The sequence below is a fragment of the Citreicella sp. C3M06 genome, from assembly GCF_018860705.1.
Lineage (GTDB): Bacteria > Pseudomonadota > Alphaproteobacteria > Rhodobacterales > Rhodobacteraceae > Salipiger.
In genome coordinates, this window is record NZ_JAHKQA010000007.1 from 134,015 (window position 1) to 160,962 (window position 26,948).

Below are 26,948 nucleotides of genomic sequence, written 5' to 3' on the forward strand. Positions count from 1 at the left end.
GGAGAGTCCCTGATGTGGTATTTTGCCTGGATCCTCGGCCTGCCGCTGGCCGCCCTGTTCGCGGTTCTGAACGCCATGTGGCTTGAGCTGCGCGCCGATGCCAACCTTGTCGAAGACGCTGATCGCCTGCGCGGCGAGCAGGGCCGCTGAAGCCTCCCCCCCCCCGGCCGCCTTGCGCGGCTGGGGGATCTTGTCGAAGCTCACTCTGAATATCGGGCCCCGAGATCGGGGAAAGCGGCCTCGACTTGCGCAGATGACGTGAATGTCAGCGGATTTTTAACATAATCGTCATAGTTGATTTACGAGAGTTGCATATCTTTAGACGATGGTACCCAGAACGTGCGCGTTTCAAGAATGATCAAGGGCGAGCAGATCGCCGCCCTTCCCCTGCACTGGGATCGCAACGGTGATCTCAAGGTCCTTATGGTGACGTCCCGCGACACCGGTCGCTGGGTCATGCCCAAGGGCTGGCAGATGGACGGGCTCAAACCATGGGCGGCGGCTGAGATCGAGGCGCTTGAAGAAGCTGGCGCAAAGGGGCGCATCTCGTGCAACGAGCTTGGGGTCTATCATTACGACAAGCTGCTTGAGGGTGGCAATGTTCTGCCCTGCTCGGTGCGGGTCTATCCGATGATCGTCGATAAGCTCAAACGCAACTGGAAGGAGCGCGGCGAGCGCAAGCGGCGCTGGTTCTCGCCCGAGGCGGCGGCGGCGCGGGTGCACGAACCGGAGCTGAGCGAATTGCTTCTGTCGCTCTCGGACAAGCCAAGGCGCCAGCCCATCATCCGCCAGTTGCTAAAATCCTGACACGGACTCCGACCAACGGCCGCCCGCTGCACGCCCTCATCGCCTGCCTTGTTGCGCTGCCGACGGAGCGCATGCCCTGCCCGAACCGGGCAATGGCGAAACCGCGTCGGGCGTGATCAGGCCTGACAGGCGAGGCCACATCGCTGCCAAGCTCCTGTGCGCCGCCACCGCGACAGCGAGGTTGAAGATGACCAGCACCGGCGGCGCGCTGCACCCCGGCGAAACGATCATTTTGCGCTCTCTGCTTCGGCAGCGCTAGAATGCGCGCGAGGCGTTAGCGCTTGCCTTTGCCAAAGGCGCGGCGCAGGCAGGGCGCATGACACAAAATCCGCCCTTTGCCGCCCTTCTGGTCCTGAGCGCCTCGGCCTTTGTCGCGGGCACCACGCTGCTGGCCAAGATGCTGGGCACCGATGTTCTGGGACCGGCGCTGCACCCGCTGCAGATCAGTCAGGGGCGGTTCGTCTTTGCACTAAGCAGCTTTGCGCTGGCCGCGCTGGTGTTGCGGCCAAGCTTCACCCGGCCCGCTTGGGCGGTGCACACTGGGCGGGTGGTGCTGGGCTGGGGCGGCATCAGCTTCCTGTTCGCCGCCGCGGCCTTTATTCCGCTGGCCGATGCCACGGCGATCAGCTTTCTCAACCCGGTGGTGGGCATGTTGCTGGCGATCCCGTTTCTGGGCGAAAAGGTCGGGCCATGGCGCATCGCCGCCGCGCTGATCGCCGTCACCGGCGCGATGATCCTGCTGCGCCCGACGCCCGAAGCATTTCAGCCCGCTGCGCTGCTGGCAGTGGGCGCGGCGCTATGCCTTGGCTGCGAGCTGGTGGTGATCAAGCGGCTGACAGGCCGCGAAGGGGCGTTTCAGATCTTGCTGGTCAACAACCTGATCGGCACCGGGATCGCGTCGGTTGCGGCGCTGGCCGTGTGGCAGATGCCAACGCCGGGGCAATGGGCGGCGCTGGCGGGGATCGGCGTGCTGATGGCCAGCGCGCAGACCTGTTTCGTGCAGGCGCTGCGCCGCGCCGATGCCAGTTTCGTATCGCCGTTCTGGTACGCGACGCTGATCTTTGCCGCGCTCTATGATGCGGCGCTGTTCGGCGTGGTGCCAGACAGAGTGTCGCTGTTTGGCGGGGCGGTGATCGTCGCCGGGGCCGGGCTGCTGGCCTGGCGCGAGGCACGGCGCAAGCCGGCCCCGACGCTGGCAGGTGTTACGCCTTCAGCCGCCATCCCGTCCGGATCAGCGCCCATGCCGCCAGCAGCACCGCCGCCGTCGCGCCCAAGGCGATGACGAAGCCGATCGCCGGGCTGGCATCGCTGGTGCCCAGCATCCCGTAGCGGGCCCCGTCGATCAGGTAGAACACCGGGTTGAAATGGGTCAGCGTGTACATCAGCGGCGGCAGCGCCTGCGCCGAATAGAATGTGCCCGACAAAAAGGCGAGCGGCGTGACGATGAAGTTGGTGATCGCCGCCATCTGGTCGAACTTGTTCGACCACAGCCCCGCCAGCATTCCCAGCGCCGACATGAAGGCCCCGCCAAGGATCACGAACACCAGCAGCACAAGCGGGTGCTGGGGCATCTGCCCCGTCGTCAACGCCAGCGCCAGCGTGATGCAGACCGCAACGACCATCCCGCGCGCCACGCCGCCGGCCAGATAGCCCAGCACCAGCTCGAATGGGGCAAGCGGGGGCATCAGCGTGTCGACGATATTGCCCTGCACCTTCGAGATCACGATGGACGACGAGGTGTTGGCAAAGGCGTTCTGGATGACCGTCATCATCAAGATGCCCGGCGCGATAAACTGGGTGAAGGGTACGCCCATCACCTCGCCCCGCGTCGGGCCGATGGCGATGGTAAAGATCAGCAGGAAAAGCCCCGCCGTGACCAGCGGCGCCAGCAGCGTCTGGGTCCAGACCGTGGTGAACCGCAGCACTTCGCGGCGGCACAATGTGTACAGCCCGATCCAGTTGACGGCGCCAAAGCGCCGCTCTGCGGGGTTCCTGTGCGGAATCTCGGTCATTGTGAAGCCTTTCATCGCTGCTCGCGGCTTGTAACTCGGATAGCGATGACTACAATAGCGTGACCCGCGGAATTTCCAGGCGGCCCGACCGAGGGGGCCGCCTTTTTCAATGAGGAAGAACGATGTCCTGGACCGATGAGCGCGTCGAGCTCCTGAAGAAGATGTGGTCGGAAGGCCAGTCCGCAAGCCAGATCGCCAAGGAATTGGGCGGCGTCACGCGCAATGCGGTGATCGGCAAGGTGCATCGCCTTGGCCTGTCGAACCGCACCGGCGGCGCGGGCGGCCCGACCCCTGCACCCGCTTCGGCGGCCACTGCGCCGACTCCGGCCGCCGCCCCGGCTGAAAAGCCCAAGGCGCCCGCCCCCAAGGAGGCAATCAAGCCCCGCCCCGCCCCGCGCCCGGTCGAAGCCGAGCCCGAGGAAGAGGCGACGGAAACCGCCGTCGTGCCCGTTGCCCCTTACTCGGCGCGCAGCAAGATCATCCCGGCGGGCCAGCCCCTGCCGCCGCAGCCCTCGGCGAACGAGATCAGCCCCGAGGCGCTCGCCAAGGTGTCCGAGATCGAGAAAAAAGCAAAGAAGCTGACGCTGATGGAGCTGACGGAACGCACCTGCAAATGGCCGGTGGGCGACCCCGCGACCGATCAGTTCTGGTTCTGCGGTCTGCCGGTTCAGCAGGGCAAACCCTATTGCGAGGCGCATGTGGGCGTGGCGTTCCAGCCGATGTCCTCGCGCCGCGACCGTCGGCGCTAAGCCGCGCGGCATCCGATTAGGGCCCCGGAGAGATCCGGGGCCTTTTGCGTTGCACGGCTTGCGTAAGGTCAAGGCGGCGCGCCGGGCGATTGGCCTTCTCCGACCTGAAGGACGGGGGCTGCACGCCTTTGTCTTCGTCAGCGGCATCGACGCCGCTGCAGACCGGGTATCGCTGATCGTCTCGGCGCCGCAACATTGCTGCGGCCGCGGCATCGCGCTGCGCCAGATCCCGATGTGCAGCGACGGGCAGATCACCGGCGCCTTCGACCTGATCTCAGAGCGGGCGTGGCAATATCAGCCGGGCGCAGCGTCCTCGCTGGACGAACTGCCGCGCGAGATGGTTGCCAGCTCCGCCGCCCTGCACGAGACGCTGAAGGCCGCGCGAGATTCACTATCGCCGCCGCAAGCAATCGGTCATGCAGGTGATGATCGAGGTGCCCTTGGTGTTTGCGGGCGATGTCGTGCAGATCGCCAGCGGGCGCAAAGGCCAGGTGCTGGGGTTCGAAAACCTAGCTGGGATGTGTTCCGCCCAGTTCGACCATTACGAGACGATGCGCTAGCCTTCGAAACAGGCGGCGCGGCCATCCGCCTTGATGGTCGCGGCGCCGCTGATGATCTGGCTGCTGCGCTTGCGCACGAAATTCGACGGGTTCGACGCCGAGCGGCCCTTGGGATCGGGCAGGATTGCCGCCAGCCGCGCCGACTGCGTCGGGCTGAGGTTTATCGCGGACACGCCGAAATAGTGCCGCGCCGCCGCAGCCACCCCGAACACACCCTCGTCGAATTCGGCGATGTTCAAATACACTTCGAGAATGCGGCGTTTGGACCAGACGGCCTCGACCACCGGGGTCAGCAGTGCCTCGAGCGCCTTGCGCAGCCAGTTGCGCCCCTGCCAGAGATAGACGTTCTTGACCGTCTGTTGCGACAGGGTCGATGCGCCGCGGTTGCCGCCCTCTTCGATGGCGGCGCGGATCGCCTTCATGTCAAAGCCCCAGTGGGTGCAGAAATTCGCGTCTTCGGCGGCCACGACAGCGCGCAGCATCACCGGGGCGATGTCATCGGCATCGACCCAGCTGTGGTCGACGGGGCTGCCTAGGCGCTTGCCCTCGGACCACATGGTGTAGGTGACAGGCGGGTTGACCGCCTTGAACAGGATGACCAGCAGCAGCAGCAGCGCGGCCATCACCAGCGCCAGCCGCAGCAATTGCGCCATCAGCCAGCGGCCGGGGCGTTGCGGCTTGCGCGACTTTGGCTGCGCCTTTGCGGATTTCGCGCCGGAGGTTGCAGAAGCTGTCTTGGGTTTTGCGTTTCGCGCCATGGGCAAAGATGTACACGCCCAATCGGTGCCATGAAAGTATCAGCTGAGCGCGGTTTGCAGGAAAGACCCGGCGCGCCGAAACGCGCCGGGGTCCGATGCCCCAGAAGGGGCGGGACGCTACCAATTACCGAACACCTTTACAGGGTTTTCACGAAAGTCAGAACAAACCGTTAATCGTCGAAGGAAACCGGATGCGGCAGAACTGCGCCGCGCGGATCGAAAGACGGATCACCTGAAAAGGAAACGCCCGAGGGAAACCCTCGGGCGCTTTGTCTTTGTGCCGGACCGGGCGTGGATCACTCGGCGGGAACGGCGAGACCTTCATCGATGCCCAGCGGGTGCGGGATCTTGTTCAGCATCTCTTTCGGGCAGACTTGAAGGAAGCTCTGCTTTTCCAGATCCCAGTTCTGAAGAATGTCGAGCGCCTTGCGGCTGCCGGTTTCGGCGGCGTGGCGTTCGATCAGGCCCTTCAGCTCGGTTTCCCAATGCGGGGTGGTGACCGGGCAGGTGACGATGCTTTCAAGGTTCATCACGTCATTGGCCTCGCCCTTGGGATCGTAGAGATAGGCCATGCCGCCGGTCATCCCCGCGCCGAAGTTGGCCCCGATCGGGCCAAGGATCACCGCGATGCCGCCGGTCATGTATTCGCAGCCATTGGTGCCGCAGCCCTCGACGACGACCTTGGCCCCCGAGTTGCGCACCGCGAAGCGCTCTCCGGCGCGGCCAGCGGCAAACAGGTAGCCATCGGTCGCACCGTAAAGAACGGTGTTGCCAATGATCGTGTTGGTCTCGGCCTTGAGCGGCGACATCATCGGCGGGCGCACCACGATGGTGCCCCCCGACAGACCCTTGCCGACATAGTCATTGGCATCGCCGGACACTTCCAGCTTCAGCCCCGGCGCGGCGAAGGCCCCGAGCGACTGCCCGGCGCTGCCCGTCAGCTTGACGTGCAGGTGGTCGGGTTGCAGCGCGTTGCGCATGCCGAACTTGCTGACGATATGGCTAGAGGTGCGCGTGCCCACGGTGCGGTGGGTGTTTTGCACCGCATAGGACAGCTGCATCTTTTCGCCGTCTTCAAGGAAGCGGTGGCCGTCGCGGACGATCTCGGCGTCGAGCGTATCCAGAACCGGGTTCCGCTCTTTGTAGCGGTCGTAAACGATGTCGTCGGCCCCATCCACGCGGATCAGCAGCGGATTGAGATCGAGGTCGTCCAGATGCTCGGAGCCGCGCGACACCTGATGCAGCAGATCGGCGCGGCCGATCACGTCATTCAGGCTGCGCGCCCCGATCGAGGCGAGGATTTCGCGCACTTCGGTGGCGTAGAAGGTGATGAGGTTCACCACCTTGTCGGCGTTGCCGGTGAACTTGTCGCGCAGTTCCGGGTCCTGCGTACACACGCCCACCGGGCAGGTGTTGGACTGGCACTGGCGCACCATGATGCAGCCCATGGCGATCAGCGCCGCGGTGCCGATGCCGTATTCCTCGGCCCCCAGCATGGCGGCCATGACGATGTCACGCCCGGTGCGCAGGCCACCATCGGTGCGCAGCGTCACGCGGTCGCGCAGCTTGTTCATCGCCAGAACCTGATGCGCCTCGGTCAGGCCCATTTCCCACGGGAGGCCGGCGTGCTTGATCGAGGTCGCGGGCGATGCCCCGGTGCCACCATTGTGCCCCGAGATCAGGATGATATCCGCCTTGGCCTTGGCCACACCGGCAGCGATCGTGCCGACGCCGGACGAGGCCACCAGCTTCACCGTCACCTTGCAGCGCGGGTTGATCTGCTTGAGGTCATAGATCAGCTGCGCAAGGTCTTCGATGGAATAGATGTCGTGGTGCGGCGGCGGCGAAATCAGCGTCACGCCTTTGGTCGAATGGCGCAGGCGGGCGATCAGGTCGGTGACCTTCATCCCCGGAAGCTGGCCACCCTCGCCGGGCTTGGCACCCTGCGCGACCTTGATTTCAAGCTCTTCGCAATGGTTAAGGTATTCCGCCGTGACGCCGAACCGCCCGGAGGCCACCTGCTTGATCTTGGCCGACGGGTTGTCGCCGTTGGGTTCGGGCACGAAATGTGCCGGATCCTCGCCGCCCTCGCCAGAGTCGGATTTCGCGCCGATGCGGTTCATCGCGACGTTCAGCGTCTTGTGCGCCTCGGGCGACAGCGCCCCCAGCGACATGCCCGGCGTCACGAACCGCTTGCGGATCGAGGTGATGGATTCCACCTCTTCGATGGGGATCGCCTTGGCAATCGGCTTGATGTCGAGCAGGTCGCGCAGGTGGATCGGCGGGTTGGCCCGCATCGCCTTGGAATAGGTCTTCCACAGCTCGTAAGACGCCTTGTTGCAGGCCGCCTGCAGCAGGTGCATAGTTTGCGCGCCCCAGGCATGGGTCTCACCCGACTTGCGCGCCTTGTAAAAGCCGCCAATCGGCAGGATATCCCGGTTGCTCTTGTAGCCAAGCGCGTGGATTTCTTCGGCCTTTTGCTGGATGCCGTGCACACCGATGCCGGAAATGCGGCTCAGCATACCGGGGAAATATTCCGCAACCATGGCGCGCGACAGGCCGACAGCCTCGAAGTTGAGACCGCCGCGATAGGACGAGATCACCGAGATGCCCATCTTGGCCATGATCTTCAGCAGGCCCTGATCGATCGCCTCGCGGTAGCGCAGGACGTTCTCGGTCAGGGTGCCATCGAGCAGGCCGCGCTCGATGCGGTCGGCAAGGCTGTCTTCGGCGAGGTAGGGGTTCACGATGGTCGCGCCGCAGCCGACGAGAACGGCAAAGTAATGCGGATCGATGCATTCCGCCGAGCGGATGCCCAGCGAACAGAAGGTGCGCAGGCCCTTCTTGGTCAGCCACGAATGCACCGCGCTGGTTGCAAGGATCATCGGCATCGCCACCTTGTCCAGCGACTGGTGCTGGTCGGTCAGCACGATGTGCCCACCGCCAGAGCGCACGGCATCCTCGGCCTCGGCGCGGATGCGGGCGAGATGCTCGCGCAGCGCGCCTTCGCCGGCGCCCGCCGGGAAGGTGCAGTCGATCTCGACCAGATCGGCGTTGAAATGCGTCACCAGTTCGTCGAACTGGGCGTTGCCAACAAAGGGGCTGTCCAGCACGAGGATCTCGGTCTGGGCACTGGATTCATCCAGCACGTTCTTGAGGTTGCCGAACCGCGTCTTCAGCGACATCACCCGGAATTCGCGCAGGCTGTCGATCGGCGGGTTGGTCACCTGGCTAAAGTTCTGCCGAAAGAAATGGCTCAGCGGGCGGTATTTCTTGGACAGCACTGCCGACGGGGTGTCATCGCCCATCGAGGCCAGCGCCTCTTTGGCGTCTTCGGCCATCGGCGAGAGCACCTGTTCGAGCTCTTCGATGGTGTAGCCCGCCGCCATCTGCCGCTTGCGTAGCTCGGTCCCGGTGAACATCGGCTTTTCCGACAGCCCGGCCAGCGCCTCGTCAAGATCGGTGATCTTGCCAACCCATTCGCCAAACGGCTGCGAGGCGGCAAGGCGGTTCTTGATCTCGGTGTCGCGGTAGATCTTGCCCTCTTCCATGTCGACGGCAATCATCTGGCCCGGCCCAAGCGCGCCCTTGGCGCGCACGGTGGCCTCATCCACGGGCACCATGCCCGCCTCGGAGCCAGCGATCAGCAGATCGTCTCCGGTGATGACATAGCGCATCGGGCGCAGGCCGTTGCGGTCAAGCCCGCCGCAGACCCAGCGGCCATCGGTCATCGCCAGCGCGGCGGGGCCATCCCACGGTTCCATCACGGCGTTGACATAGGAATACATGTCGCGCCACGCCTGCGGCAGCTCGACCGCCTGGTTCGACCAGGATTCCGGGATCAGCATGGTCTTGGCCATCGGCGCGTTGCGCCCGGCGCGCACCAGCACCTCGAACACCGCATCCAGCGCGGCGCTGTCCGATGCGCCGTTGGCGATGATCGGCTTGATGTCTTCGGCCATGTCTCCGAACGTGGCGGATGCCATGCGGATCTCGTGGCTTTTCATCCAGTTGGTGTTGCCCTTGATGGTGTTGATCTCGCCGTTATGGGCAAGCATCCGGAAGGGCTGGGCCAGCCACCACTGCGGGAAGGTGTTGGTGGAATAGCGCTGGTGATAGATCGCAAAGGCCGAAACAAAGCGCTCGTCCTGCAGGTCGGGATAGAATTCGCTGACCTGCTCCGCCAGCATCATGCCCTTGTAGATGATCGACCGGCAGGACAGCGACGCGATATACAGCTCGTTGATGCCTGCCGCGACGGCGGCTTTTTCGATGCGGCGACGAATGACGTACAACTCGCGCTCGAAGGTTTCCTCGTCGACGCCCTTGGCGTTGGAGATCAGGATCTGCTCGATTTCGGGGCGGGTGGCGTTGGCCTTTTCGCCAAGGCAGTCGACCGACACCGGAACGTGCCGCCAGCCATAGATGTAATGGCCCATGCGCAGCACTTCGGTTTCCACGATGGTCCGGCAGGTTTCCTGCGCGCCAAAGTTGGTGCGCGGCAGGAACACCTGACCCACGGCCATCAGCTCGCCCTTGCGGGGGGCGTGGCCGGTGCGCTCGATCTGGTCATAGAAGAAATCGACCGGGATCTGTACGTGGATGCCAGCGCCGTCGCCGGTCTTGCCATCGGCGTCGACCGCACCGCGGTGCCAGATCGCCTTGAGCGCGGTGATGCCCGCCTCGACAACCTTGCGTGACGGCTTGCCGTTGATGGAGACCACAAGGCCGACCCCGCAGGAGGAATGCTCGTGCTCCTCGCGGAACATCGCGTTTTCTTCCATCCACTTGCGCTTGGCTTCTTCGGCTGTGGCCCAGGTCTGATCATACTTGGTCATGGCATTGCACCTCCATGCGGGGCCGCGTCTTGCGGCCTGGATTCTTCGGGTCCGGCACGGGTCCGGATAAGTTGCGCGGGCTCAGTCGGTTTCGGGCTGAGCGCCATATTTTTCCAGGGTCTGCGCCCGCGTCATTCGCAGGTGATCCCCGGCAAGCTGCCAGCAGTCGGGCTGCTGGTCGGAAAAAATCTCGCGTTCAAGCGTCAGCCCGTTCGCATCGTCAAGCAGCCCCACGGCCAGCTCGTAATTGCCGCTGCGATCGACTCCGTGATCAAAGCGATACCACAGCGTCGACCCGCAAGTGCCGCAGAACGCGCGGCTGGCCCAAGGCGATGACCGGAAGGTCCTGATCGATCGGACGTCCTCGATCATCATGTCGGCTTCGGGCACCGTGGCGGCGAACAGCGCCGATCCGGCCCAGCGGCGGCATTGCTCGCAATGACAGACGCCGAAACCGCCCAGTGATTTTGCCGTGAATCGCACCGCCCCGCAGAGGCAGCCGCCTGTTCGTTCCGTCATGATGCCTCCTGATCCGCCGCGCGCGGTGCGCTCAACTGGCGAACTCTGCGCGGGCGATGCGACAGCCCGGTGTCACTCCGCTGCGATCACCGCCTGCTTGTCGAGATCGCTCAGCACATGCTCGGCACAGTCGCGCCCGTCGCGGATCGCCCAGACGACGAGCGAGGCACCACGCACGATGTCACCCACCGCGTAAACGCCCGGCAGAGAGGTGCGCCCGCTGGTGAACTCGGCCTTGATGGTGCCCCAACGGGTCACTTCCAGCTCGGGTGTGCCCCAGAGGCTCGGCAGCTCTTCGGGCTCGAAACCCAGCGCCTTGATCACCAGATCGGCGGGTTCTTCATAATCCGAGCCTTCGATCACCTCGGGCGACTGGCGCCCGGTGGCATCGGGCAGGCCGAGGCGCATCTTTTCGACGATCACCGCCTCGACGGTGTCGCCCTTGAAGCCCTTCGGCGCGGTCAGCCATTCGAAGATCACGCCTTCTTCTTCGGCATTCTGGGTTTCACGCTGGCTGCCGGGCATATTGGCACGGTCACGACGGTACAGGCATTTGACCGAGGTCGCGCCCTGACGGATCGCGGTGCGCACGCAATCCATCGCGGTGTCGCCACCGCCGATCACCACAACCTTCTTGCCCTTGGCATTCAGCTCGCCGCTTTCGAATTCGGGGACGGTGTCGCCGAAATTCGACGCGCGATTCGACGCTGTCAGATAGTCGATCGCCTTGACGATGCCCTTGGCGCCCGCGCCCGGACCGCGCAGATCGCGCGATTTATAGACACCGGTTGCGATGATCACGCCATCGTGCTGATCGCGAATATCCTCAAAGGACAGGGTCTCGCCGACGTTGCAGTTAAAGACAAAGCGCACGCCGCCGTCTTCAAGCTGCTTGATGCGGCGCATCACCACGTCTTTTTCCAGCTTGAAGCCGGGGATGCCGTAGGTCAGCAGCCCGCCGCCACGATCGTAGCGGTCATAGACGGTGACCTGCACACCGGCCCGGCGCAGCACATCCGCCGCCGCAAGCCCGCCCGGACCCGCGCCGATGATGCCAATGCTCTCGCGGCGCTCGACCGCCGGGGCGGCCGGGGTGACCCAGCCTTTTTCCCACGCAGTGTCGGTGATGTATTTTTCAACCGCGCCGATGGTGACGGTGCCGTGGCCCGACTGCTCGATGACGCAATTGCCTTCGCACAGACGATCCTGCGGGCAGATGCGGCCGCAGATCTCGGGGAAAGTATTGGTGGACTGGCTCAGCTGGTACGCTTCTTCGAGGCGTCCGGTGGCGGTCAGGTTCAGCCAGTCGGGGATGTTGTTGTGCAGCGGGCAGTGGCTCTGGCAATAGGGCACGCCGCATTGCGAGCAGCGGCTGGCCTGTTCTGCGGCCTTGGCCTCGGCGAAACCGGCATAGATTTCGTCGAAGTCCGTGTTGCGGGCCTCTGCATCCCGCTTTTCGGGCATGTCCCGCGAGATCTTCACGAATTTGAGCATCGGCTGCTTCGCCATATTCCTGGGTCTCCGAACAAGTCCTTGGTCAAGGAGGGTCATATACAAAGGCGAAATGGAATAAAAGTCACAAGTGCTGACCTATATTCGCATTATTTTGCCTTGGGCAGGTGAATTCGGCGCGAAACCGGGTGAAAAAAGGTCCGGATCGGAGGTATTGACCTTCTGTCGCGATACTGCGCACAGATTTACAGAGTTTAAAAAGCCTAGTCGCAGGAACCTCCCCATGCCAATGCTGCAACTGATCCTACTGGCGCTGATCCAGGGAATCACCGAATTCTTGCCTATTTCTTCGTCGGGGCATCTGATCCTGCTGCCAAGCCTGACAGGCATGGCGGATCAGGGTCTCGCCATCGATGTTGCCGTGCATCTGGGCACGCTGGCGGCGGTGATCCTGTATTTCTGGTCCGATGTGCGGATGGCGCTGTTGGGCCTTGTCGATCTGCTGCGTGGGCGCCGCGAAACGCCGGGCGCAAAGCTGGCGCTCGGTCTGGCGATCGCGACCGTCCCGGTGGTGATCGCCGGACTGGTGCTCAAGGTCACCGGCCTCGACGAGCAGCTGCGCTCGGTCGCGGTGATCGGCTGGACGATGCTGGGCTTCGGGCTGGTACTCTGGTGGGCAGATCAGAAGGGCGCCGAGGTCAGGACCGAGGCCGACTGGACGCCGATGCAGGCGCTGAAAATGGGTCTGTGGCAGATGCTTGCGCTGATTCCCGGCACGTCGCGGTCGGGCATCTGCATCACCGGCGGGCGCTTCATGGGCTACACACGGCACGATGCGGCCAAGCTGTCGATGCTGATGTCGATCCCGACGATCCTTGCCTCCGGCGTGCTGCTGGCGGCGGATGTGGCCGGACAGGCCGATGCGCAGGTGGCCATCGACGGGCTGATCGGCGCGATCTTTGCCTTTGGCGCGGCACTGGCGGCGTTGACGCTGATGATGAAGCTGCTGCAATCGGTCAGCTTCACGCCCTATGTCATCTACCGCGTGCTGCTGGGGGCGGGCCTGCTCTGGTACGCCTACACCTGAAAAAAGAAACCCCGGAGAGTTGGGTGGCTCTCCGGGGCGTGGAATCTGAACCGGCCGTAAACGGCCTCGGGCGGGCCGCATAGGGACAGGCTTGCCGGACCAGAGGAGCGCGCCCGTGGGCAGCGTGACACGTCCCTAAATGAGAGCTAGATCACGGGGATTGCCGGTGGCAATGGTGGCCAGATACCGCGCGCCCGGCGGCGGCGGAACTTCGCCAAACAGGGTTGTGCTTCGGCGGAAAATGGCCGGGAAATGCTGCGCCTCAGGCGCGGTGGTAGGGGCTTCCGGCCAGAATCGAGGCAGCGCGGTACAATTGTTCGCACAACATGACCCGCACCAGCATGTGCGGCCAGACCATTTGCCCGAAAGACAGCGCCATATCCGATTCGGCACGCAGCGCAGGGTCGATACCATCGGCCCCGCCGATGACAAAGGCCAGATCCTGCGTGCCGGTGTCGCGCAGAGTGCCGAGTTTTCGGGCGAAATCGGGCGAGCTCATCACCGCGCCGCGTTCATCAAGAACGCAGAGCCGGGCGCCGGACGGCAGGGCGCGGCGCAACAGCTCGGCCTCGCCCGCCATGCCGCCGCCCTTGCGGTCGTCGACTTCGATCAGGCGCGCCGGGCCAAGACCCAACGCGCGCCCGGTTCGATCGAAGCGCTTGAGATAGTCGTCGACCAGCGGTTTTTCAGGGCCAGACCGCAGCCGCCCCACGACGCACAGATGCACACGCATGGGCGGCCTTTCAGGTCTTGCCGATCAGGCGCTGGCGATGCGGCCGAGCGGACCCCACATCTTTTCAAGCTGATAGAACTCCCGCACCTCGGGGCGGAAGACATGAACGATGACATCGCCCGTGTCGATCAGCACCCAGTCGCCGGTGTCCTGGCCCTCGATCTTGGACATGACGCCAAGCTGATGCTTGAGATCCTCGGCCACCTTGTCGGCGATGGCCGCGACCTGGCGCGACGATCGGCCCGAGCAGATCACCATCTGATCACAGACAGCAGTCTTGCCGCGCAGATCGATCTGCACGATTTCCTCGGCCTTCATGTCGTCGAGACTGGTGAGGATCGCCGCGAGAATCTGCTCGCCGGTGACCTCGGATTGGGGCGCGCTGTTCATCGCCAGCCCCGGCTCAGCGGCATGCGCCGCGTTCGCGTTAAGTGACAGGACATCGTCCTCCTTCTAGACAAGCGCCGAAAGTCACCCCGGCGCCGGGCGTAGGGACAAGATAACATCCCGGATGTAAATTCTCAATGATGACCGGCCAGCGCACGCCTGCGGGAAAGGCAGAATGCGTTGCATCTGCCCGATTCTGCCGCAAGGTCAGGAGCTTCTGTCTTGGCGGTCCATCGCCGATTGCGGGGCCATACCCTACGCGCCCCAGGGAATCCAGACCGATTTGCACTCGGTGGCCTGTTCTAGGAATTCGGGGCCTGTGCCTTCGGGGCCCCACCAGTCGCGGGCGCGCCCGTCGTTGACCCAGCTGCGCTTGAGCGAGCCTGCCGCGCCCTGTTCGATGGGCTGGCTGACATCGGCGCCGGAAAAGCTCCAGACCGCGTCGATATCCATGTGCTGCGCCAGCGTGGGGGCAAGATCGGCATGCGGGCCGGTGAGGATGTTGACCACCCCGCCCGGCACGTCCGAGCCTTCGAGGATATGCGTGAATTCCAGTGCCGCCAGCGGGAAGGGCTGCGAGGCGACAAGCACCACCCGGTTGCCCATCGCGATGGCAGGCGCCATGACCGACACCAGCCCCAGAAGCGGCGCCTCGTCGGGGCACAGCGCGCCGATGACGCCGCAGGGCTGGCGCATCACCAGCGCCGCGCCGCGTAGAGGGGCCTGCGCGATGCGCCCGTCATATTTGTCGGCCCATGCGGCGGCGGTGAACAGCCGGTCCACCGCAAGCGACACCTCGTCGGCGCCGCGCGCCATGCCGGTCAGCCGGTCGCTGAGCGTGGCAAAGGCGTCGGCGCGTGCCTGCAGGTTTTCCGCGATGTAATACAGCACCTGCGCGCGGGTGTGCGCAGGTGCGTTGGCCCAGCCGGAGGCGCCGCGCGCCGCCTCGACCGCGTTGCGGATATCCTTGCGCGAGGCGATTGGGGCCTGACCGATCAGGCGGCCTTCGGCATCGTAGATACCCGACGCATGGCCACCGTCGGGGCGCACCTGCTTGCCGCCGATATACAGCTTGGCGGTGCGGTCCACCGGCTGCGGGTCGGCGTTGCTGCCGGCAAAGGGCGCGATGGGCGTCAGCGGTTCGCGCGTGCGCACAGGGCGGGTGTAGGCGGCAAGCCCTTCGGGACCGCCTTCGCGCCCGAAGCCGCTTTCGCGCAGCCCGCCAAAGGGCACGGCGGCGTCGAACATGTTGGACCCGTTGATCCACACCACGCCCGCCGCCAGCTTTGGGGCGATATCCAGCGCGGTGTTGATGTTCTCCGACCAGATGCTGGCGGCAAGGCCATAGCGGGTGTCATTGGCCAGCTGCACCGCCTCTTGGGGCGTGCGGAAGGTGGCGGCGACCAGCACCGGGCCAAAGATCTCGTCCTGCATCAGCGGATGCGCGGAGGAGAGGCCGGTGATCAGCGTCGGCGGGAAATAGCAGCCCTCGGGGCAGGGGAGGGTCTGATGGATGTCGCCCTCGCTGCCGATCATCCGGGCGATGCGCTGGCGGTGCTCGGGGTCGATGATCGCGCCGACGTCGATGCATTTGTCCAGCGGATTGCCGATGCGCAGCGTATCCATCCGGGCGCGCAGCTTGGCGTAAAAGCGCTCGGCGATGCCTTCCTGCACCAGCAGGCGCGAACCGGCGCAGCAGACCTGCCCCTGATTGAGCCAGATCGCATCGACCAGCCCTTCGACGGCGCTGTCCAGATCGGCGTCCTCGAACACGATGTAGGGAGATTTGCCGCCCAGCTCGAGCGTCAGCGCCTTGCCGCTGCCCGCGGTGGCGGTGCGGATGGCGCGGCCAACCTCGGTCGAGCCGGTAAAGGCGATCTTGTCGACGTCGGCGCGCACCAGCATCTCGCCCACCGCGCCGTCACCGGTGACGATATTGACCACGCCATCGGGCAGCCCAGCCTGACGGCACAGATCGGCAAACAGCAGCGCGCTCAACGAGGTCCATTCGGCGGGTTTGAGCACCACGGTGTTGCCCATCGCCAGCGCCGGGGCGACCTTCCATGCCAGCATCAGCAGCGGGAAATTCCACGGCACGATCTGGGCGCAGACGCCCATGGCGGCGCGCCCGTCCATTTCGCTGTCCATCAGCTGGGCAGAGCCGGCGTGGTAGTAGAAATGCCGCACCGCCAGCGGCACGTCGATATCGCGCGATTCGCGGATCGGCTTGCCGTTGTCGAGCGTCTCCAGAACCGCCAGTAGCCGGGCATGTTTCTGCAACAGTCGCGCCAGCGCATACATAAATCGGGTGCGGGCCGCGCCGCCGATGTCTTCCCAGCCGGGCTGCGCCTGACGGGCGGCTGCGACGGCGCTGTCGACATCATCCTGAGTGGCCTGCGTGAGCGAGGCGAGCACCTCGCCCGTCGCCGGGTTGCGGGAGTCGAACAGGGTGCCCGGCTCGGTGAAGCTGCCGTCGATGAAATGGCCAAAGCGGGCGCCCTGATCCACCAGCCATGTCAGGGCCTCGGCGGCGCATTCGGGGGCGGGGCCGTAGTCCATCGTCTCGAAGATCTCTTTCACGCTCATGCTCTGGGCTCCTCCGCGTCACGGGTGATTAGAGCGCGCGAGGGCGGCGAATGCCAGCCCCCGCGCGCGCAAGCGTGGCGTCAGCCGCCGCCCAGCAGGTCGCGCAGCACCTGCTGGATGATGTTGTCGCGGCGCTGCCGTTCTGGCGCGGGGGCCGGCTGCGGCGCGGGCGCGGGCTGCGCCACCTGCGGCGCGGGCTCCTTGGGCGCGATCGTGGGCAGCGGAGAGATCGGCAGCCCCTCGGAGACGCGAGTCATGGTCTCGCGCCAGATATCGGCGGGCAGCCCGCCCCCGGTAACGCCGGACAGCGGAGAGTTGTCATCGTTGCCCATCCAGACGCCGACCACGTAATCGGCGGTAAAGCCGATGAACCACGCATCACGCGCATCGTTCGAGGTGCCGGTCTTGCCCGCGGCAGGCCGCCCATCGGGCAGCTTGGCGCGGCGACCGGTGCCTTCGCTCACCACCTTTTCCATCATCCAGATCAGCTGGCCCGCCGCTTCGGGCTGGATCACCCGTTCGCGGATGCCGCCGCCCGAGCCCACCAGCACCTCGTTGTCGCCCTTCAGGCGCAACTGGCGCAACCCGTAGGGCAGCACGGCGGACCCGCCGTTGAGGAACCCGGCATAGGCGCCGGTCATTTCCAGCAGCGACGCCTCGGAGGTGCCAAGTGCCATCGCCGGGCTGTCGTTGAGATCCGAGCGGATGCCGAACCCGTTCGCCACCTTCTGCACCAGATCGCGCCCGACGGATTCCGAGATCTTCACCGCCGGGATGTTCAGCGAATTTTCCAGCGCCTGAGTCAGCGTCACCCGGCCCTTGAAATTGTTGGTGTAATTCTTGGGGCACCATTGACCCGAGCCGGGAATGTTCATGCAGAACGGCTCGTCGACGACGGTGTCATAGGGCGAATAGCCGATGTCGAGCGCGGTGGCGTAGATGAACGGCTTGAAGCTGGAGCCGGTCTGCCGCTTGGCCTGCGTGGCGCGGTTGAACACGCCCGAAACGCCGGTCTTCTTGCCGCCGACCATGGCACGCACCGCGCCATCCGACGACATCACCACGATCGCCGCTTCGACCACCGAGCCGGGCTTGGTCACCTTTTCGCTGTAGACCTTGTTCATTGCGGCCTCGGCGGCGCGCTGAAGCTTGGGGTCGAGCGTTGTATTGATCACCACGTCTTCGGTGGTGTCGGCGGTGATCGGGTTGTCCTGAAGCGTGTCGATCACCCAGTCGGCGAAATAGCCGCCCAGCTTGCGCTCGGCCTCGTCCGACAGGGTGGCCGGGTTTGCCTGCGCGGCGGCCTCCTGTTCGGCGGTCAGGTAACCCTGTTCGCGCATCAGCCGCAGCACGGTGGCCGCGCGCCCTTGGCTGCGTTCAAGGTTGTTGGTCGGCGACAAGGTCGACGGGGCGGTCAGCAGGCCGGCCAGCATCGCCGCTTGCTGCGCATTCAGCTCGCCCGCGTGTTTCGAAAAATAGCGCTCGGATGCGGCCTCGGCCCCATAGGCGCCGCCGCCCATATAGGCGCGGTTGAGATAGATCGAGAGGATCTCGTCCTTGGAATACTTCAGCTCCATCGCGAGGGCGTAAAGCGCTTCCTTGCCCTTGCGCGCCAGCGATCCCTGACGGCAATCCGACAGGTAGGCGGATTCGGTCTTCCAGACCGATGCATCGTATTCCTGACCGACGCAGAGCAGCTTGGCGGTCTGTTGCGTGATGGTCGAGCCGCCATGGCCCGACAGCGGCCCGCGCCCTTCGGAGAGGTTGATGCGGATCGCCCCGGCGACACCGCGCGGCGAGACACCGAAATGCTGGTAGAACCGCTTGTCCTCGGTCGCGATCACCGCATTCTTGAGATGTTTCGACACGCTGTCCGCCGTCACCGGCCCGCCGAACTGATCGCCGCGCCATGCAAAGATCTGGTCGTGCCGGTCGAGCAGGGTGACCGACCCGCGCGCCCGCCCGTCTAGCAGCGACTCGAGCGGTGGCAGGGTGCTGTAAAAATAGCCAACGCCAAGCCCAACAAGCAGGGCAATCACCGCCGTCACCCGCCAGACCACGGTCCAGATCAGGCCAAAGACCCAGCGGAAGATGCCGAGAATGAAGCCCGAGATGCCGCCACGCCGTCGCGGCGCCGCCTTGCGGGGGCGTCGCTTTGCCGTGGGTTTCTTTGCGGTTTTCTGGGGCTTTTGGGTTGTTTTGCTGGAATATCGGCGCTCTGCCACCAGCCGACCCTTGCCCCGGCCTGAATCACTCATCTGTACCTGCCCGGCCTTGTCTCTTTTGTCATAGGTTAACGGTTTTGCGTCGGGATGTAGACGCAGAAAGGGTCACATTATCGTCTTTTTAGGAAGCTGTATTTTTGTGCGTTTGCTGATTTTCTGGTTACATCTTGTGCATCATGGGTGGGGTCGCGGGGCTTGCAAGCCCCCCCGACTTCTAATCGCGCTGACGCGGCGTCTTTCTGCCCATGGGATGCAGGCAGCGGTCTGCCAAACGAAAGGGACCAAGGTGAAACTGATCATTGCGACGATCAAGCCGTTCAAGCTCGAAGAGGTGCGCGAGGCGCTCACCGGTATCGGGGTTCGCGGCATGATGGTGACCGAAATCAAGGGCTTCGGCTCGCAGTCCGGTCACACCGAAATCTATCGTGGCGCCGAATATGCGGTGAACTTCGTGCCGAAGATCAAGCTTGAGATCGTGGTCGCCGCGTCGATGGCCGATCAGGTCGTCGAGACGATCACCAAGACCGCGCAAACCGGCAAGATCGGTGACGGCAAGATCTTTGTGCTGGACGTGGCACAGGCGGTACGCGTGCGCACCGGTGAGACCGACGCGGACGCGATCTGATCCTTCGGGACATCAGGATACAAGGGACATCAGGAACATGAAATTTCTCAAGGTACTTGCCCCGGTTGCCGCGCTGATCGCGCTGCCGACACTGGGCCTGGCACAGGATGACGCCCCCGTCGCAGGCGTGAACGCGGCGACCGACACAGTCTTCATCCTCAATTCGCTTCTCTTTCTTGTCGGCGGCTTCCTCGTTTTCTTCATGGCGGCAGGTTTCGCGATGCTCGAAGCGGGCCTCGTGCGCTCCAAGAACGTTGCCATGCAGTGCATGAAGAACGTCGCGCTGTTTTCGCTGGCCGCGATCTTTTACTACCTGATCGGTTACAACCTGATGTACCCGCTGGGCACATGGTCGATGGATGGCGTGATTTCGGGCGTCTGGGGCCCCGGCGTGCTGGAAGCCGTTGGCGTGACCGCAGATGCGGCCGACGATTACAGCTATGCCTCGACCGGGTCGGATTTCTTCTTCCAGCTGATGTTCTGCGCCACCACCGCGTCGATCGTTTCGGGCACTCTGGCCGAGCGTATCAAGCTGTGGCCGTTCCTCATCTTCGTGATCGTGCTGACCGCGATCATCTATCCGCTTCAGGCGTCCTGGAAGTGGGGCGGCGGTTTCCTTGACGAAGCTGGCTTCCTTGATTTCGCTGGTTCCACGGTTGTGCACTCGGTCGGTGGCTGGGCGGCTCTGACCGGCGCGCTGATCCTTGGTCCGCGTATCGGCAAGTACAAGGATGGCATGACCGTCCCGATGCCCGGTTCGAACCTGACCCTTGCAACGCTTGGCACGTTCATCCTGTGGCTCGGTTGGTTCGGCTTCAACGGCGCCTCGCAGCTTGCGATGGGCACCGTGGGTGATGTGGCCGACGTGTCGCGCATCTTTGCCAACACCAACACGGCTGCTGCCGGTGGTGCGCTTGCGGCGCTGATCCTGACGCAGATCATGTACAAGAAGCCCGACCTGACCATGGTGCTGAACGGCGCGCTGGCCGGCCTCGTGTCGATCACCGCTGAACCGCTGACCCCGACGCTGGGCGCAGCGACCCTGATCGGCGCCATCGGCGGCATCATCGTGGTGTTCGTGGTCCCGATGCTGGACAAGATGAAGATCGACGACGTCGTCGGTGCCATCCCGGTTCACCTCGTCTGCGGCATCTGGGGCACCATCGCGGTGGCCTTCACCAACGGTGACGCGACCTTCGGCACGCAGCTCTACGGCATCGTCGTGGTTGGCATCTTCACCATCGTCGCCTCTGGTCTGACATGGCTTGTTCTCAAGCTGGTGATGGGCATCCGCGTCAGCGCCGAAGAAGAAATGACCGGCCTCGACATGGGCGAGCTGGGCATGGAAGCCTACCCCGAGTTCTCCAAGGGCTGATTTCCTCCTTCCTTATCAGCCTTTCGTGACCAACTGCCCGGGCGCTTGCGCCCGGGTTTTTTGTGTTCCGTGCCCGGTATCGGCGCGCTTCCCTTGGTTATTCGTAAAATCCGCGCGAATGTTGGCCGTCGGCGGGAACCTTCCGACGGCTGGCTTCATTTTGTTCCTGTGGGGCAGTTCTTCTGCCCTTCATCGCATGCAAATCACCAAGAGGAGGTCGCCATGGCCACCACGACATTCGACACCCGCAGCGACAGTTCCGCCGCGGGCGAGGAGAGGCTTTCGCGACCCGGCTGGGGCGTCCTGTTGCTGGGCTGGGTCTGCGTGTTGTTCGGGCTCGTGTTGTTCGGGGGGGGCGTCTACCTGATCGTTCTGGGCGGCAGCTGGTATTACGCCATCGCCGGGGCCGGGCTGATCGTGACAGGCATCCTGCTGAACCACGGTAAGGTCGCAGCGCTCTGGATTTACCTGCTGATCTGGGCCGGCACGCTGGTCTGGTCGTGGTGGGAGGTCGGCGCGGATTGGTGGGCGCAGGTGCCGCGCATGGTCGCGCCGACGGTGATCCTGCTGCTGCTGCTGCTGTGCCTGCCGAACATCCGCCGCGTCCAGCGCCGCCCCCTCTGAGCTTCAGGAGACAGAAGATGACCCAGCTTTCTTCGCCAAACCTTTCCGCGCTGGCTCTTTGCGCCGCGCTGGCCGCCGCGCCGGGTTTTGCCCAAGAGACCCCCGTTTCGCCCGAGCAGGCGCCGGCCAGCCCCGATGCCCCGGTGATCGCGCCTGATGACACCGACGACACCGAGGCGAGCAATGCCGCGCCGCCGGTTGCCATCGCGCAGACCGGGGCCGACTGGCCCGCTTGGGGCGGTGACGAAAAGGCGCAGCGCTATTCGCCGCTCGAACAGATTACCCCCGAAAACGTCGGCTCGCTCGAACGGGCTTGGGTATTCCACACCGGCGATTTGCCCAGCGGCACCGCCAGCGGCAAATATTCGCCCGAGAACACCCCGGTCAAGGTCGGTGACGACCTGCTGATGTGCACTGCGATGAACATCCTGATCTCGATCGACGCGAAAACCGGTGAGGAAAACTGGCGCTACAATCCCGAGGTGCCCAATGAGGCGATCCCCTATGGTGCCACCTGCCGGGGGGTATCGGTCTGGACCGATCCCGAGAAAGCCGAGGGCGACGCCTGCGCCACCCGCGTCATCGAAGCGACCCTCGATGCCCGCCTGATCGCTGTCGACACCCAAACCGGCGAACCCTGCGCCGATTTCGGCGACAACGGCAACGTCGATCTGTGGGAGGGCATCGGCGACAAGGTGCCCGGCTGGTACGCAGTGACGGCGCCCCCCGCCATCGTGCGCGGCGTGGTCATCACCGGCGCGCAGGTCAAGGACGGTCAAGCCGAAGACGCCCCCTCGGGCGTGGTCCGCGGCTATGATGCGCGCAGCGGCGAACTGGCATGGGCGTGGGATCTCGCCGCGCCCGACGAAATGCGGAACGGCCCGCCCGAAGGCGAAACCTACACCCGCGGCACTCCCAACATGTGGACCACCGCCACCGGCGACGAAGAGCTGGGCATGGTCTATCTGCCGCTCGGCAATTCGTCGGTGGATTACTACGGCTCCAACCGCTCCGAGGCTGAAAACGCCTACGCCACCTCGCTGGTCGCGCTGGATGCCACCACGGGCGAGGAACGCTGGACCTTCCAGACCGTGCGCAATGACGTGTGGGATTACGACCTTGGCAGTCAGGCGAGCCTGCTCGACTATCAGGGGCAAAAGGCCATCCTGCTGGCGTCCAAGCAAGGCGATGTCTACATCCTGAATCGCGAAACCGGCGAGCCGATCACCCCGGTGGGCGAGATCACCGATCCGCCCCAAGGCGACATCGAACCCGATTTCATCGCCGACAGCCAGCCGGTGTCCGAGTTCTTCAACATCCGCAAGCCGGATCTGACCGAAAAGGACATGTGGGGCTTCACCCCGATTGACCAGCTCTTCTGCCGTATCCGCTTTCGGCAGGCGCGCTACGATGGCTACCTGACGCCGCCCTCGACCGACTGGTATATCCAGTACCCCGGCTACAATGGCGGCAATGACTGGGGATCGGTTGCAATCGATCCCGAGCGCGGCCTGATGATCATGAATTATAACGACGTGCCGAACTACAACCGTCTCGTGCCGCGTGAAACTGCCGACGCCCAAGGCTGGAAGCCGATCAACGAGACCGGAAACGAAGGCTCCGGTGGCGCTGAAGGCGCAGGCGATCCGCAGGTCGGCGCGCCCTATGGCATCCAGGTCAACGCGGGCTGGCAGTCGGAACTGACAGGGATGCCCTGCACGCGGCCGCCCTATGGCGGGATCACCGCCGTCGACCTCGAAACCGGCGAGCAACTCTGGGACACGCCCATCGGCACCGCGCGCCGCAACGGGCCGTTCGGCATTCCCTCCATGCTGCCGCTCAAGATCGGTACGCCGAACAATGGCGGATCGGCGATCACCAAAAGCGGGCTGATCTTCATCGGCGCCGCCACCGACAACCTGTTCCGCGCCATCGACATGACCACCGGCGAAACCTTGTGGTCGGACGTGATGGATCAGGGCGGTCAGGCCAATCCGATCATCTATGAAGTGGATGGCGAGCAATATGTGCTGATCGGCCCCGGCGGTCATCACTTCATGCACACGCCCGTCGGAGACGCGGTGATCGCCTATAAACTGCCCTGAAAAATCGCGCCGCGCCTTCAGAGCGCGGCGCGCTGCCCAGCCCGAATCCACGCGAAGCAAGGCGCGGCCTCGCCCTTCATCTTGCCGGGTAAACTCCGGGGGTGAGGCCGCAAGGCCGAGGGGGCTGGCCCCCTCTTCGGGGAAACATCACGTATCTGGCAAATGCTGGCGGCGAGGAGGATCAGCTCCGGCTCCTGACCCTCTCATAGCGCTGTCGCGCGATGTCCTCATCCCGCTCCGCCCGGCGATCCGCCGACAGAGCGGTTTCCACATAGGCCAGATGTGCCTCGACAGCCGCGCGGGCAGCAATCGGGTCGCGCGTCTGCAGCGCGACATTGATGGCGCGATGCTGGTCCAGCAAGGCCTCGCGCGTGGTGCGCTGCTTGAACATCACTTGCCGGTTGTAGAACACCCCCTCGCGCAGCAGCTGATACATCGACCGCATCATGTGCAGCATCATGACGTTGTGGCTGGCTTCGATGATCGCAAGGTGAAATTCCGCGTCGAGCCGCGCTTCGTCATTGGGATTGCGCTTGCCATGGGCCGCCTCCATCTGGGCAAACAAGGCGTCGATGACCTTCAGGTCGGTGTCGGTGCCCAGCGTGGCGGCGCGTTCGGCGGCAAGCCCCTCCATGTCGCGTCGAAAATCGAGGTAATCGAACACCGCCTCGTCATGACGCGCGAACAGCTGCACGAGCGTTTCGGAAAACGCCGAGCCCAAGGCCTCGGTGACAAAGATCCCCGCACCGGCCCGTGCGACCAGAAGCCCCCGGTCAGACAGATCGGCAACGGCCTCGCGCAGCGAGGGGCGCGACACGCCCAGTCGATCAGACAGTTCGCGCTCTGACGGCAGCCGTTCGCCGGGGCGCAGGATGCCGCGCAGGATCAGCTCTTCGACCTGACGCACCACGGCGGCGCTAAGTTTCTCGGATTGCACGGGGCGAAAGGGCATGTCGGGCTCCGAGTTGGCGTGAATTGGTCAAATGATATGACCAAAACCCGGAAACGTCCAGCCTACCAGCGCTTCAGGGCTGTCTCGTCCGCATCCTTTGCGGCGACCCACGACTCTGCACCGCCTGCACGTTCCTTCTTCCAGAAGGGCGCGCGGGATTTCAGGTAATCCATCAGGTACTCTGCGGCCTCGAAGGCATGGGCGCGGTGGGCCGAGGCGGTGGCGACCATCATGATCCGCTCGCCGGCCGCCAGCTTGCCGAAGCGGTGGATCACCAGCACCTCTCCAAGCGACCAGCGCGCTTCGGCCTCGGCGGCGATCTTTTGCAGCGCCTTTTCGGTCATGCCGGGGTAGTGCTCGATTTCCATGCCATCAAGCGCGCCATCGGTGTCGCGCACGATGCCGGTGAAGGTTACCACCGCGCCAAGATCGCTACGGCCCGCGGCAAAGGAATCCGCCTCGGCACCAAAATCGAAAGGGGCGTCCTGCACGCGCACATCGATGGCCATGTCAGCCTCCGGTCATCGGCGGAAAGAAGGCGACCTCGCGCACGTCAGCCAGCGGGGCATCGAAATCGCTCAACTCTTGATCAAGCGCGACGCGCAAAGCGGACAGGTCTGCAAAGGCGGCCTCGTAGCGCTCTTCGCGCTCGCGCAGTTCGGCGACAAGATCGGCAACAGTGGTGGCCGATGTCTCGATCCGTTCCTTCGGCAGGCCGATGCGCTCGCGCACCCAGGCAAAATACAGCACGTCGATCATTTGCCGTCTTTCAGGTGGGGCAGGGCCTTGTTGAAATAGTCCCAGCCGGTGATGAGGGTCAGCAGGGCCGCGATCCACAGCAGCGTCAGCCCGAGATGGCCAGCGTAGACCATGCCCTGCTGCTTCCACAGCAAGCCGTGCAGATCCGCAGACTCGCGGTTGAGAATGGCGCTGACGGTTTCCGTGTTCAGACCTTCGATGCTGACGGCTAGGTAATGTTCAAACACGCCTTGGGCGAACAGCACGGCGATGGCGACCATCTGGAAGGTGGTCTTCCATTTCGCTAGCCGGGTCACCTTGAGGGTGCCGGCCACACTGCCGAGGAATTCGCGCATCCCCGAGACGAAGACCTCGCGGAAGAGGATCATCGTGGCGGGCAGCACCAGCCAGGGTGACATCGAGGAATAGCCGACGATGACCATCAGCGCGATGAGCACCATGGCCTTGTCGGCGATCGGGTCGAGCATGGCGCCGAGCTTTGATTCCAGCGCCCATGTGCGAGCGATGTAGCCATCGAACCAATCGGTGACGGCTGCGCTGATGAACAGCAGCAGGGCAAACCAGTCGGCGAGTGGTCGCGAGAAATACAGGAACAGCACCGCCACGCCGGGCGCGGCGAGCAGACGGAGTGCGGTGAGGGTATTTGGCAGGGTCCAGCGCATGCCCAGAGTGTTAGCGCGGTTTGCAGGGCGGGGGAAGGACAGGTTTCGCGATAGTTCTGCGGTCTCGGCGATAAGATCGGGGCGCTGCCCCCTCGCGCGCCGGGGCGCGCTCCCCCCGGGATATTTCGGGCCAGAAGAAACCGGGGCATCAGGCCCGCGCGAGACGGTCGATCCAGGCCGCGCGGGCAGCGGGCAGTGGCTTGTCGCGCAGCGCGGGGGCGAGGTGGCTGTGCAGGAAATGGCCGGTGGTGGTGAGCGCGATCAGGATGTCGGCATCGCTGGCCTCGCCTTCGCCAAGCAGGACAGCGGGCAGGGGCAGCAGCCGGTCGGCCCACGCGCCCGCGCCCTCGGCAGAGACCGCGCGACCGGTGCGGGGGGACACGTAGACCAAGCCGGTGCTGGCGCCGGTCACGGCACAGGAGGTGAGATCGAGGCCGAAACCCATGTCTTCGAGCAGCGCCAGTTCCCAGCGCAGATAGCCCAACGGCCAGAGCGATTGTTCGCCGAGCAGGTCGAGCAGCGCTTCGGTGCGGCGATAGAGTGCGGGGTGGGGTTCGCGTTCGGGCAGGCAGAAGCACAGCAGCTCGGTGACCGCGTTCAGCCCGGCAAGGGCGCGCCGGTCTGCCATGGCGGTGGCAGCGCGGCTGCGTTGGGGTTCGACGGTGAAGGCGCCCATGTGGTCTTCGAGGCGGGCTCGCCATGTCAGATCGAGCTGCGCGCCCGGTTGCAGGCTGGGCGCAATGCGGCGCGAGGTGCCGCCGCGCAGCACCCCGAGGTGGCGGCCATGCTGCGGGGTGAAGACCTCCAGGATGGCCGAGGTCTCGCCATGCTTGCGGGCCTTGAGAAGAATGCCGGTGTCGCGCCAGTCCATCGGTCTGTTATCCATTGCCTTGCGAGACCCTGCAAGTTGGGGCGAGGTTTTGCGATGATGCCGGTCGTGGGCCTTGTCGCCCCGATGGTTTCCCTGTCCGCCCTTGGTGGGGTGGCGGCGCAATCTCTTGCCACATCGGTGGATCATCCCGGTGAGATGGCCCTGCGGGTAAGGGGGGGGCATGGCGCGGTAATTCACCATTTTGACCAATGCGATGGTGGCGGCCGGCTTCGGGAGGTGGCGTCGCGTTCTGGCAGGGCGG

At 64.6% G+C, this 26,948-nt stretch carries 24 protein-coding genes; 10 read left to right on the forward strand and 14 right to left on the reverse strand.

From position 1 onward, the window contains the following. Positions 1-12: 12 nt before the first annotated feature. From cydX to KO516_RS02780, 3 genes are all read left to right on the forward strand, one after another. Complete coding sequence (gene cydX, locus KO516_RS02770) at positions 13-150, forward strand: cytochrome bd-I oxidase subunit CydX (RefSeq protein ID WP_216002285.1); 138 nt, start codon at positions 13-15, stop codon at positions 148-150. 204 nt (positions 151-354) lie between these two features. Then, on the forward strand, positions 355-807 hold the full coding sequence (locus KO516_RS02775) for an NUDIX hydrolase (RefSeq protein WP_216002328.1): 453 nt from the start codon (positions 355-357) through the stop codon (positions 805-807). Between the two features lie 316 nt (positions 808-1,123). Continuing rightward, on the forward strand, positions 1,124-2,089 hold the full coding sequence (locus tag KO516_RS02780) for a DMT family transporter (RefSeq protein ID WP_216002286.1): 966 nt from the start codon (positions 1,124-1,126) through the stop codon (positions 2,087-2,089). Here the strand turns inward: KO516_RS02780 and KO516_RS02785 are convergent. Beyond that, positions 2,010-2,819: an ABC transporter permease gene (locus tag KO516_RS02785; RefSeq protein ID WP_216002287.1), complete on the reverse strand. Its 810-nt coding sequence runs from the start codon at positions 2,817-2,819 to the stop codon at positions 2,010-2,012. The genes KO516_RS02780 and KO516_RS02785 overlap by 80 nt on opposite strands. 122 nt (positions 2,820-2,941) lie before the next feature. Here KO516_RS02785 and KO516_RS02790 point away from each other — a divergent pair, with 122 nt between their 5' ends. Both KO516_RS02790 and KO516_RS02795 read left to right on the forward strand, forming a co-directional pair. After that, positions 2,942-3,568 (forward strand): GcrA family cell cycle regulator, encoded by a 627-nt coding sequence (locus KO516_RS02790; RefSeq protein WP_216002288.1) that lies wholly within the window; start codon positions 2,942-2,944, stop codon positions 3,566-3,568. A gap of 416 nt (positions 3,569-3,984) precedes the next feature. Continuing rightward, positions 3,985-4,128: a hypothetical protein gene (locus KO516_RS02795; protein WP_216002289.1), complete on the forward strand. Its 144-nt coding sequence runs from the start codon at positions 3,985-3,987 to the stop codon at positions 4,126-4,128. Here the strand turns inward: KO516_RS02795 and mtgA are convergent. From mtgA to KO516_RS02815, 4 genes are all read right to left on the reverse strand, one after another. Further along, a complete protein-coding gene (gene mtgA, locus KO516_RS02800; RefSeq protein ID WP_252737356.1) occupies positions 4,125-4,781 on the reverse strand; it encodes a monofunctional biosynthetic peptidoglycan transglycosylase in 657 nt (218 codons plus the stop codon). The genes KO516_RS02795 and mtgA overlap by 4 nt on opposite strands. Before the next feature lie 401 nt (positions 4,782-5,182). Beyond that, on the reverse strand, positions 5,183-9,724 hold the full coding sequence (gltB, locus tag KO516_RS02805) for a glutamate synthase large subunit (RefSeq protein ID WP_216002291.1): 4,542 nt from the start codon (positions 9,722-9,724) through the stop codon (positions 5,183-5,185). Between the two features lie 81 nt (positions 9,725-9,805). Further along, a complete protein-coding gene (locus KO516_RS02810; RefSeq protein ID WP_216002292.1) occupies positions 9,806-10,243 on the reverse strand; it encodes a GFA family protein in 438 nt (145 codons plus the stop codon). 72 nt (positions 10,244-10,315) lie between these two features. Continuing rightward, positions 10,316-11,752: an NAD(P)-dependent oxidoreductase gene (locus tag KO516_RS02815; RefSeq protein WP_216002293.1), complete on the reverse strand. Its 1,437-nt coding sequence runs from the start codon at positions 11,750-11,752 to the stop codon at positions 10,316-10,318. A 226-nt stretch (positions 11,753-11,978) separates the two neighbouring features. On the opposite strand from KO516_RS02815, the gene KO516_RS02820 reads away from it, so the two are divergent. Further along, complete coding sequence (locus tag KO516_RS02820; protein ID WP_216002294.1) at positions 11,979-12,782, forward strand: undecaprenyl-diphosphate phosphatase; 804 nt, start codon at positions 11,979-11,981, stop codon at positions 12,780-12,782. A gap of 262 nt (positions 12,783-13,044) precedes the next feature. On the opposite strand, the gene rlmH is transcribed toward KO516_RS02820, so the two are convergent. The 4 genes from rlmH to KO516_RS02840 all read right to left on the reverse strand — a co-directional run bounded on the left by rlmH (position 13,045) and on the right by KO516_RS02840 (position 18,746). After that, positions 13,045-13,515 (reverse strand): 23S rRNA (pseudouridine(1915)-N(3))-methyltransferase RlmH, encoded by a 471-nt coding sequence (rlmH, locus tag KO516_RS02825; RefSeq protein ID WP_216002295.1) that lies wholly within the window; start codon positions 13,513-13,515, stop codon positions 13,045-13,047. Between the two features lie 24 nt (positions 13,516-13,539). Beyond that, entirely contained in the window at positions 13,540-13,905 is a 366-nt protein-coding gene (rsfS, locus tag KO516_RS02830; protein ID WP_216002296.1) for a ribosome silencing factor, read from the reverse strand. A gap of 252 nt (positions 13,906-14,157) precedes the next feature. Continuing rightward, complete coding sequence (locus KO516_RS02835; protein ID WP_216002297.1) at positions 14,158-16,488, reverse strand: aldehyde dehydrogenase family protein; 2,331 nt, start codon at positions 16,486-16,488, stop codon at positions 14,158-14,160. Positions 16,489-16,568: 80 nt separating this feature from the next. Next, positions 16,569-18,746, reverse strand: coding sequence for a transglycosylase domain-containing protein (locus tag KO516_RS02840; protein WP_216002298.1), 2,178 nt, complete (start codon positions 18,744-18,746; stop codon positions 16,569-16,571). Between the two features lie 253 nt (positions 18,747-18,999). Between KO516_RS02840 and KO516_RS02845 the strand changes: the two genes are divergently transcribed. From KO516_RS02845 to KO516_RS02860, 4 genes are all read left to right on the forward strand, one after another. Further along, positions 19,000-19,338 (forward strand): P-II family nitrogen regulator, encoded by a 339-nt coding sequence (locus KO516_RS02845; protein WP_007794645.1) that lies wholly within the window; start codon positions 19,000-19,002, stop codon positions 19,336-19,338. Positions 19,339-19,375: 37 nt separating this feature from the next. Then, positions 19,376-20,713 carry an ammonium transporter gene (locus KO516_RS02850; RefSeq protein WP_216002299.1) on the forward strand — a complete coding sequence of 446 codons (1,338 nt, stop codon included), beginning with the start codon at positions 19,376-19,378 and terminating at the stop codon, positions 20,711-20,713. A 222-nt stretch (positions 20,714-20,935) separates the two neighbouring features. Next, positions 20,936-21,337, forward strand: coding sequence for a glucose dehydrogenase (locus KO516_RS02855; RefSeq protein WP_216002300.1), 402 nt, complete (start codon positions 20,936-20,938; stop codon positions 21,335-21,337). Positions 21,338-21,354: 17 nt separating this feature from the next. Next, positions 21,355-23,442 carry a pyrroloquinoline quinone-dependent dehydrogenase gene (locus KO516_RS02860; RefSeq protein WP_216002301.1) on the forward strand — a complete coding sequence of 696 codons (2,088 nt, stop codon included), beginning with the start codon at positions 21,355-21,357 and terminating at the stop codon, positions 23,440-23,442. A gap of 181 nt (positions 23,443-23,623) precedes the next feature. On the opposite strand, the gene KO516_RS02865 is transcribed toward KO516_RS02860, so the two are convergent. The 5 genes from KO516_RS02865 to recO all read right to left on the reverse strand — a co-directional run bounded on the left by KO516_RS02865 (position 23,624) and on the right by recO (position 26,686). Next, positions 23,624-24,394 carry an FCD domain-containing protein gene (locus KO516_RS02865; RefSeq protein ID WP_216002302.1) on the reverse strand — a complete coding sequence of 257 codons (771 nt, stop codon included), beginning with the start codon at positions 24,392-24,394 and terminating at the stop codon, positions 23,624-23,626. Between the two features lie 62 nt (positions 24,395-24,456). Further along, positions 24,457-24,903, reverse strand: coding sequence for a molybdenum cofactor biosynthesis protein MoaE (locus KO516_RS02870; RefSeq protein WP_252737357.1), 447 nt, complete (start codon positions 24,901-24,903; stop codon positions 24,457-24,459). Position 24,904: 1 nt separating this feature from the next. After that, entirely contained in the window at positions 24,905-25,153 is a 249-nt protein-coding gene (gene moaD, locus KO516_RS02875; RefSeq protein ID WP_216002303.1) for a molybdopterin converting factor subunit 1, read from the reverse strand. Continuing rightward, entirely contained in the window at positions 25,150-25,815 is a 666-nt protein-coding gene (pgsA, locus tag KO516_RS02880) for a CDP-diacylglycerol--glycerol-3-phosphate 3-phosphatidyltransferase (protein ID WP_216002304.1), read from the reverse strand. The genes moaD and pgsA overlap by 4 nt, the downstream gene beginning before the upstream one ends. A 148-nt stretch (positions 25,816-25,963) precedes the next feature. Next, entirely contained in the window at positions 25,964-26,686 is a 723-nt protein-coding gene (gene recO / locus KO516_RS02885; protein WP_216002305.1) for a DNA repair protein RecO, read from the reverse strand. Positions 26,687-26,948 lie beyond the last annotated feature (262 nt).

Coding starts and splice junctions, on each gene's coding strand:
- cydX (WP_216002285.1), top strand. CDS start 13: ATGTGGTATTTTGCCTGGATCCTCGGCCTGCCGCTGGCCGCCCTGTTC.
- KO516_RS02775 (WP_216002328.1), top strand. CDS start 355: ATGATCAAGGGCGAGCAGATCGCCGCCCTTCCCCTGCACTGGGATCGC.
- KO516_RS02780 (WP_216002286.1), top strand. CDS start 1,124: ATGACACAAAATCCGCCCTTTGCCGCCCTTCTGGTCCTGAGCGCCTCG.
- KO516_RS02785 (WP_216002287.1), bottom strand. CDS start 2,819: ATGACCGAGATTCCGCACAGGAACCCCGCAGAGCGGCGCTTTGGCGCC.
- KO516_RS02790 (WP_216002288.1), top strand. CDS start 2,942: ATGTCCTGGACCGATGAGCGCGTCGAGCTCCTGAAGAAGATGTGGTCG.
- KO516_RS02795 (WP_216002289.1), top strand. CDS start 3,985: ATGCAGGTGATGATCGAGGTGCCCTTGGTGTTTGCGGGCGATGTCGTG.
- mtgA (WP_252737356.1), bottom strand. CDS start 4,781: ATGGCGCAATTGCTGCGGCTGGCGCTGGTGATGGCCGCGCTGCTGCTG.
- gltB (WP_216002291.1), bottom strand. CDS start 9,724: ATGACCAAGTATGATCAGACCTGGGCCACAGCCGAAGAAGCCAAGCGC.
- KO516_RS02810 (WP_216002292.1), bottom strand. CDS start 10,243: ATGACGGAACGAACAGGCGGCTGCCTCTGCGGGGCGGTGCGATTCACG.
- KO516_RS02815 (WP_216002293.1), bottom strand. CDS start 11,752: ATGGCGAAGCAGCCGATGCTCAAATTCGTGAAGATCTCGCGGGACATG.
- KO516_RS02820 (WP_216002294.1), top strand. CDS start 11,979: ATGCCAATGCTGCAACTGATCCTACTGGCGCTGATCCAGGGAATCACC.
- rlmH (WP_216002295.1), bottom strand. CDS start 13,515: ATGCGTGTGCATCTGTGCGTCGTGGGGCGGCTGCGGTCTGGCCCTGAA.
- rsfS (WP_216002296.1), bottom strand. CDS start 13,905: ATGAACAGCGCGCCCCAATCCGAGGTCACCGGCGAGCAGATTCTCGCG.
- KO516_RS02835 (WP_216002297.1), bottom strand. CDS start 16,488: ATGAGCGTGAAAGAGATCTTCGAGACGATGGACTACGGCCCCGCCCCC.
- KO516_RS02840 (WP_216002298.1), bottom strand. CDS start 18,746: ATGAGTGATTCAGGCCGGGGCAAGGGTCGGCTGGTGGCAGAGCGCCGA.
- KO516_RS02850 (WP_216002299.1), top strand. CDS start 19,376: ATGAAATTTCTCAAGGTACTTGCCCCGGTTGCCGCGCTGATCGCGCTG.
- KO516_RS02855 (WP_216002300.1), top strand. CDS start 20,936: ATGGCCACCACGACATTCGACACCCGCAGCGACAGTTCCGCCGCGGGC.
- KO516_RS02860 (WP_216002301.1), top strand. CDS start 21,355: ATGACCCAGCTTTCTTCGCCAAACCTTTCCGCGCTGGCTCTTTGCGCC.
- KO516_RS02865 (WP_216002302.1), bottom strand. CDS start 24,394: ATGCCCTTTCGCCCCGTGCAATCCGAGAAACTTAGCGCCGCCGTGGTG.
- KO516_RS02870 (WP_252737357.1), bottom strand. CDS start 24,903: ATGGCCATCGATGTGCGCGTGCAGGACGCCCCTTTCGATTTTGGTGCC.
- moaD (WP_216002303.1), bottom strand. CDS start 25,153: ATGATCGACGTGCTGTATTTTGCCTGGGTGCGCGAGCGCATCGGCCTG.
- pgsA (WP_216002304.1), bottom strand. CDS start 25,815: ATGCGCTGGACCCTGCCAAATACCCTCACCGCACTCCGTCTGCTCGCC.
- recO (WP_216002305.1), bottom strand. CDS start 26,686: ATGGACTGGCGCGACACCGGCATTCTTCTCAAGGCCCGCAAGCATGGC.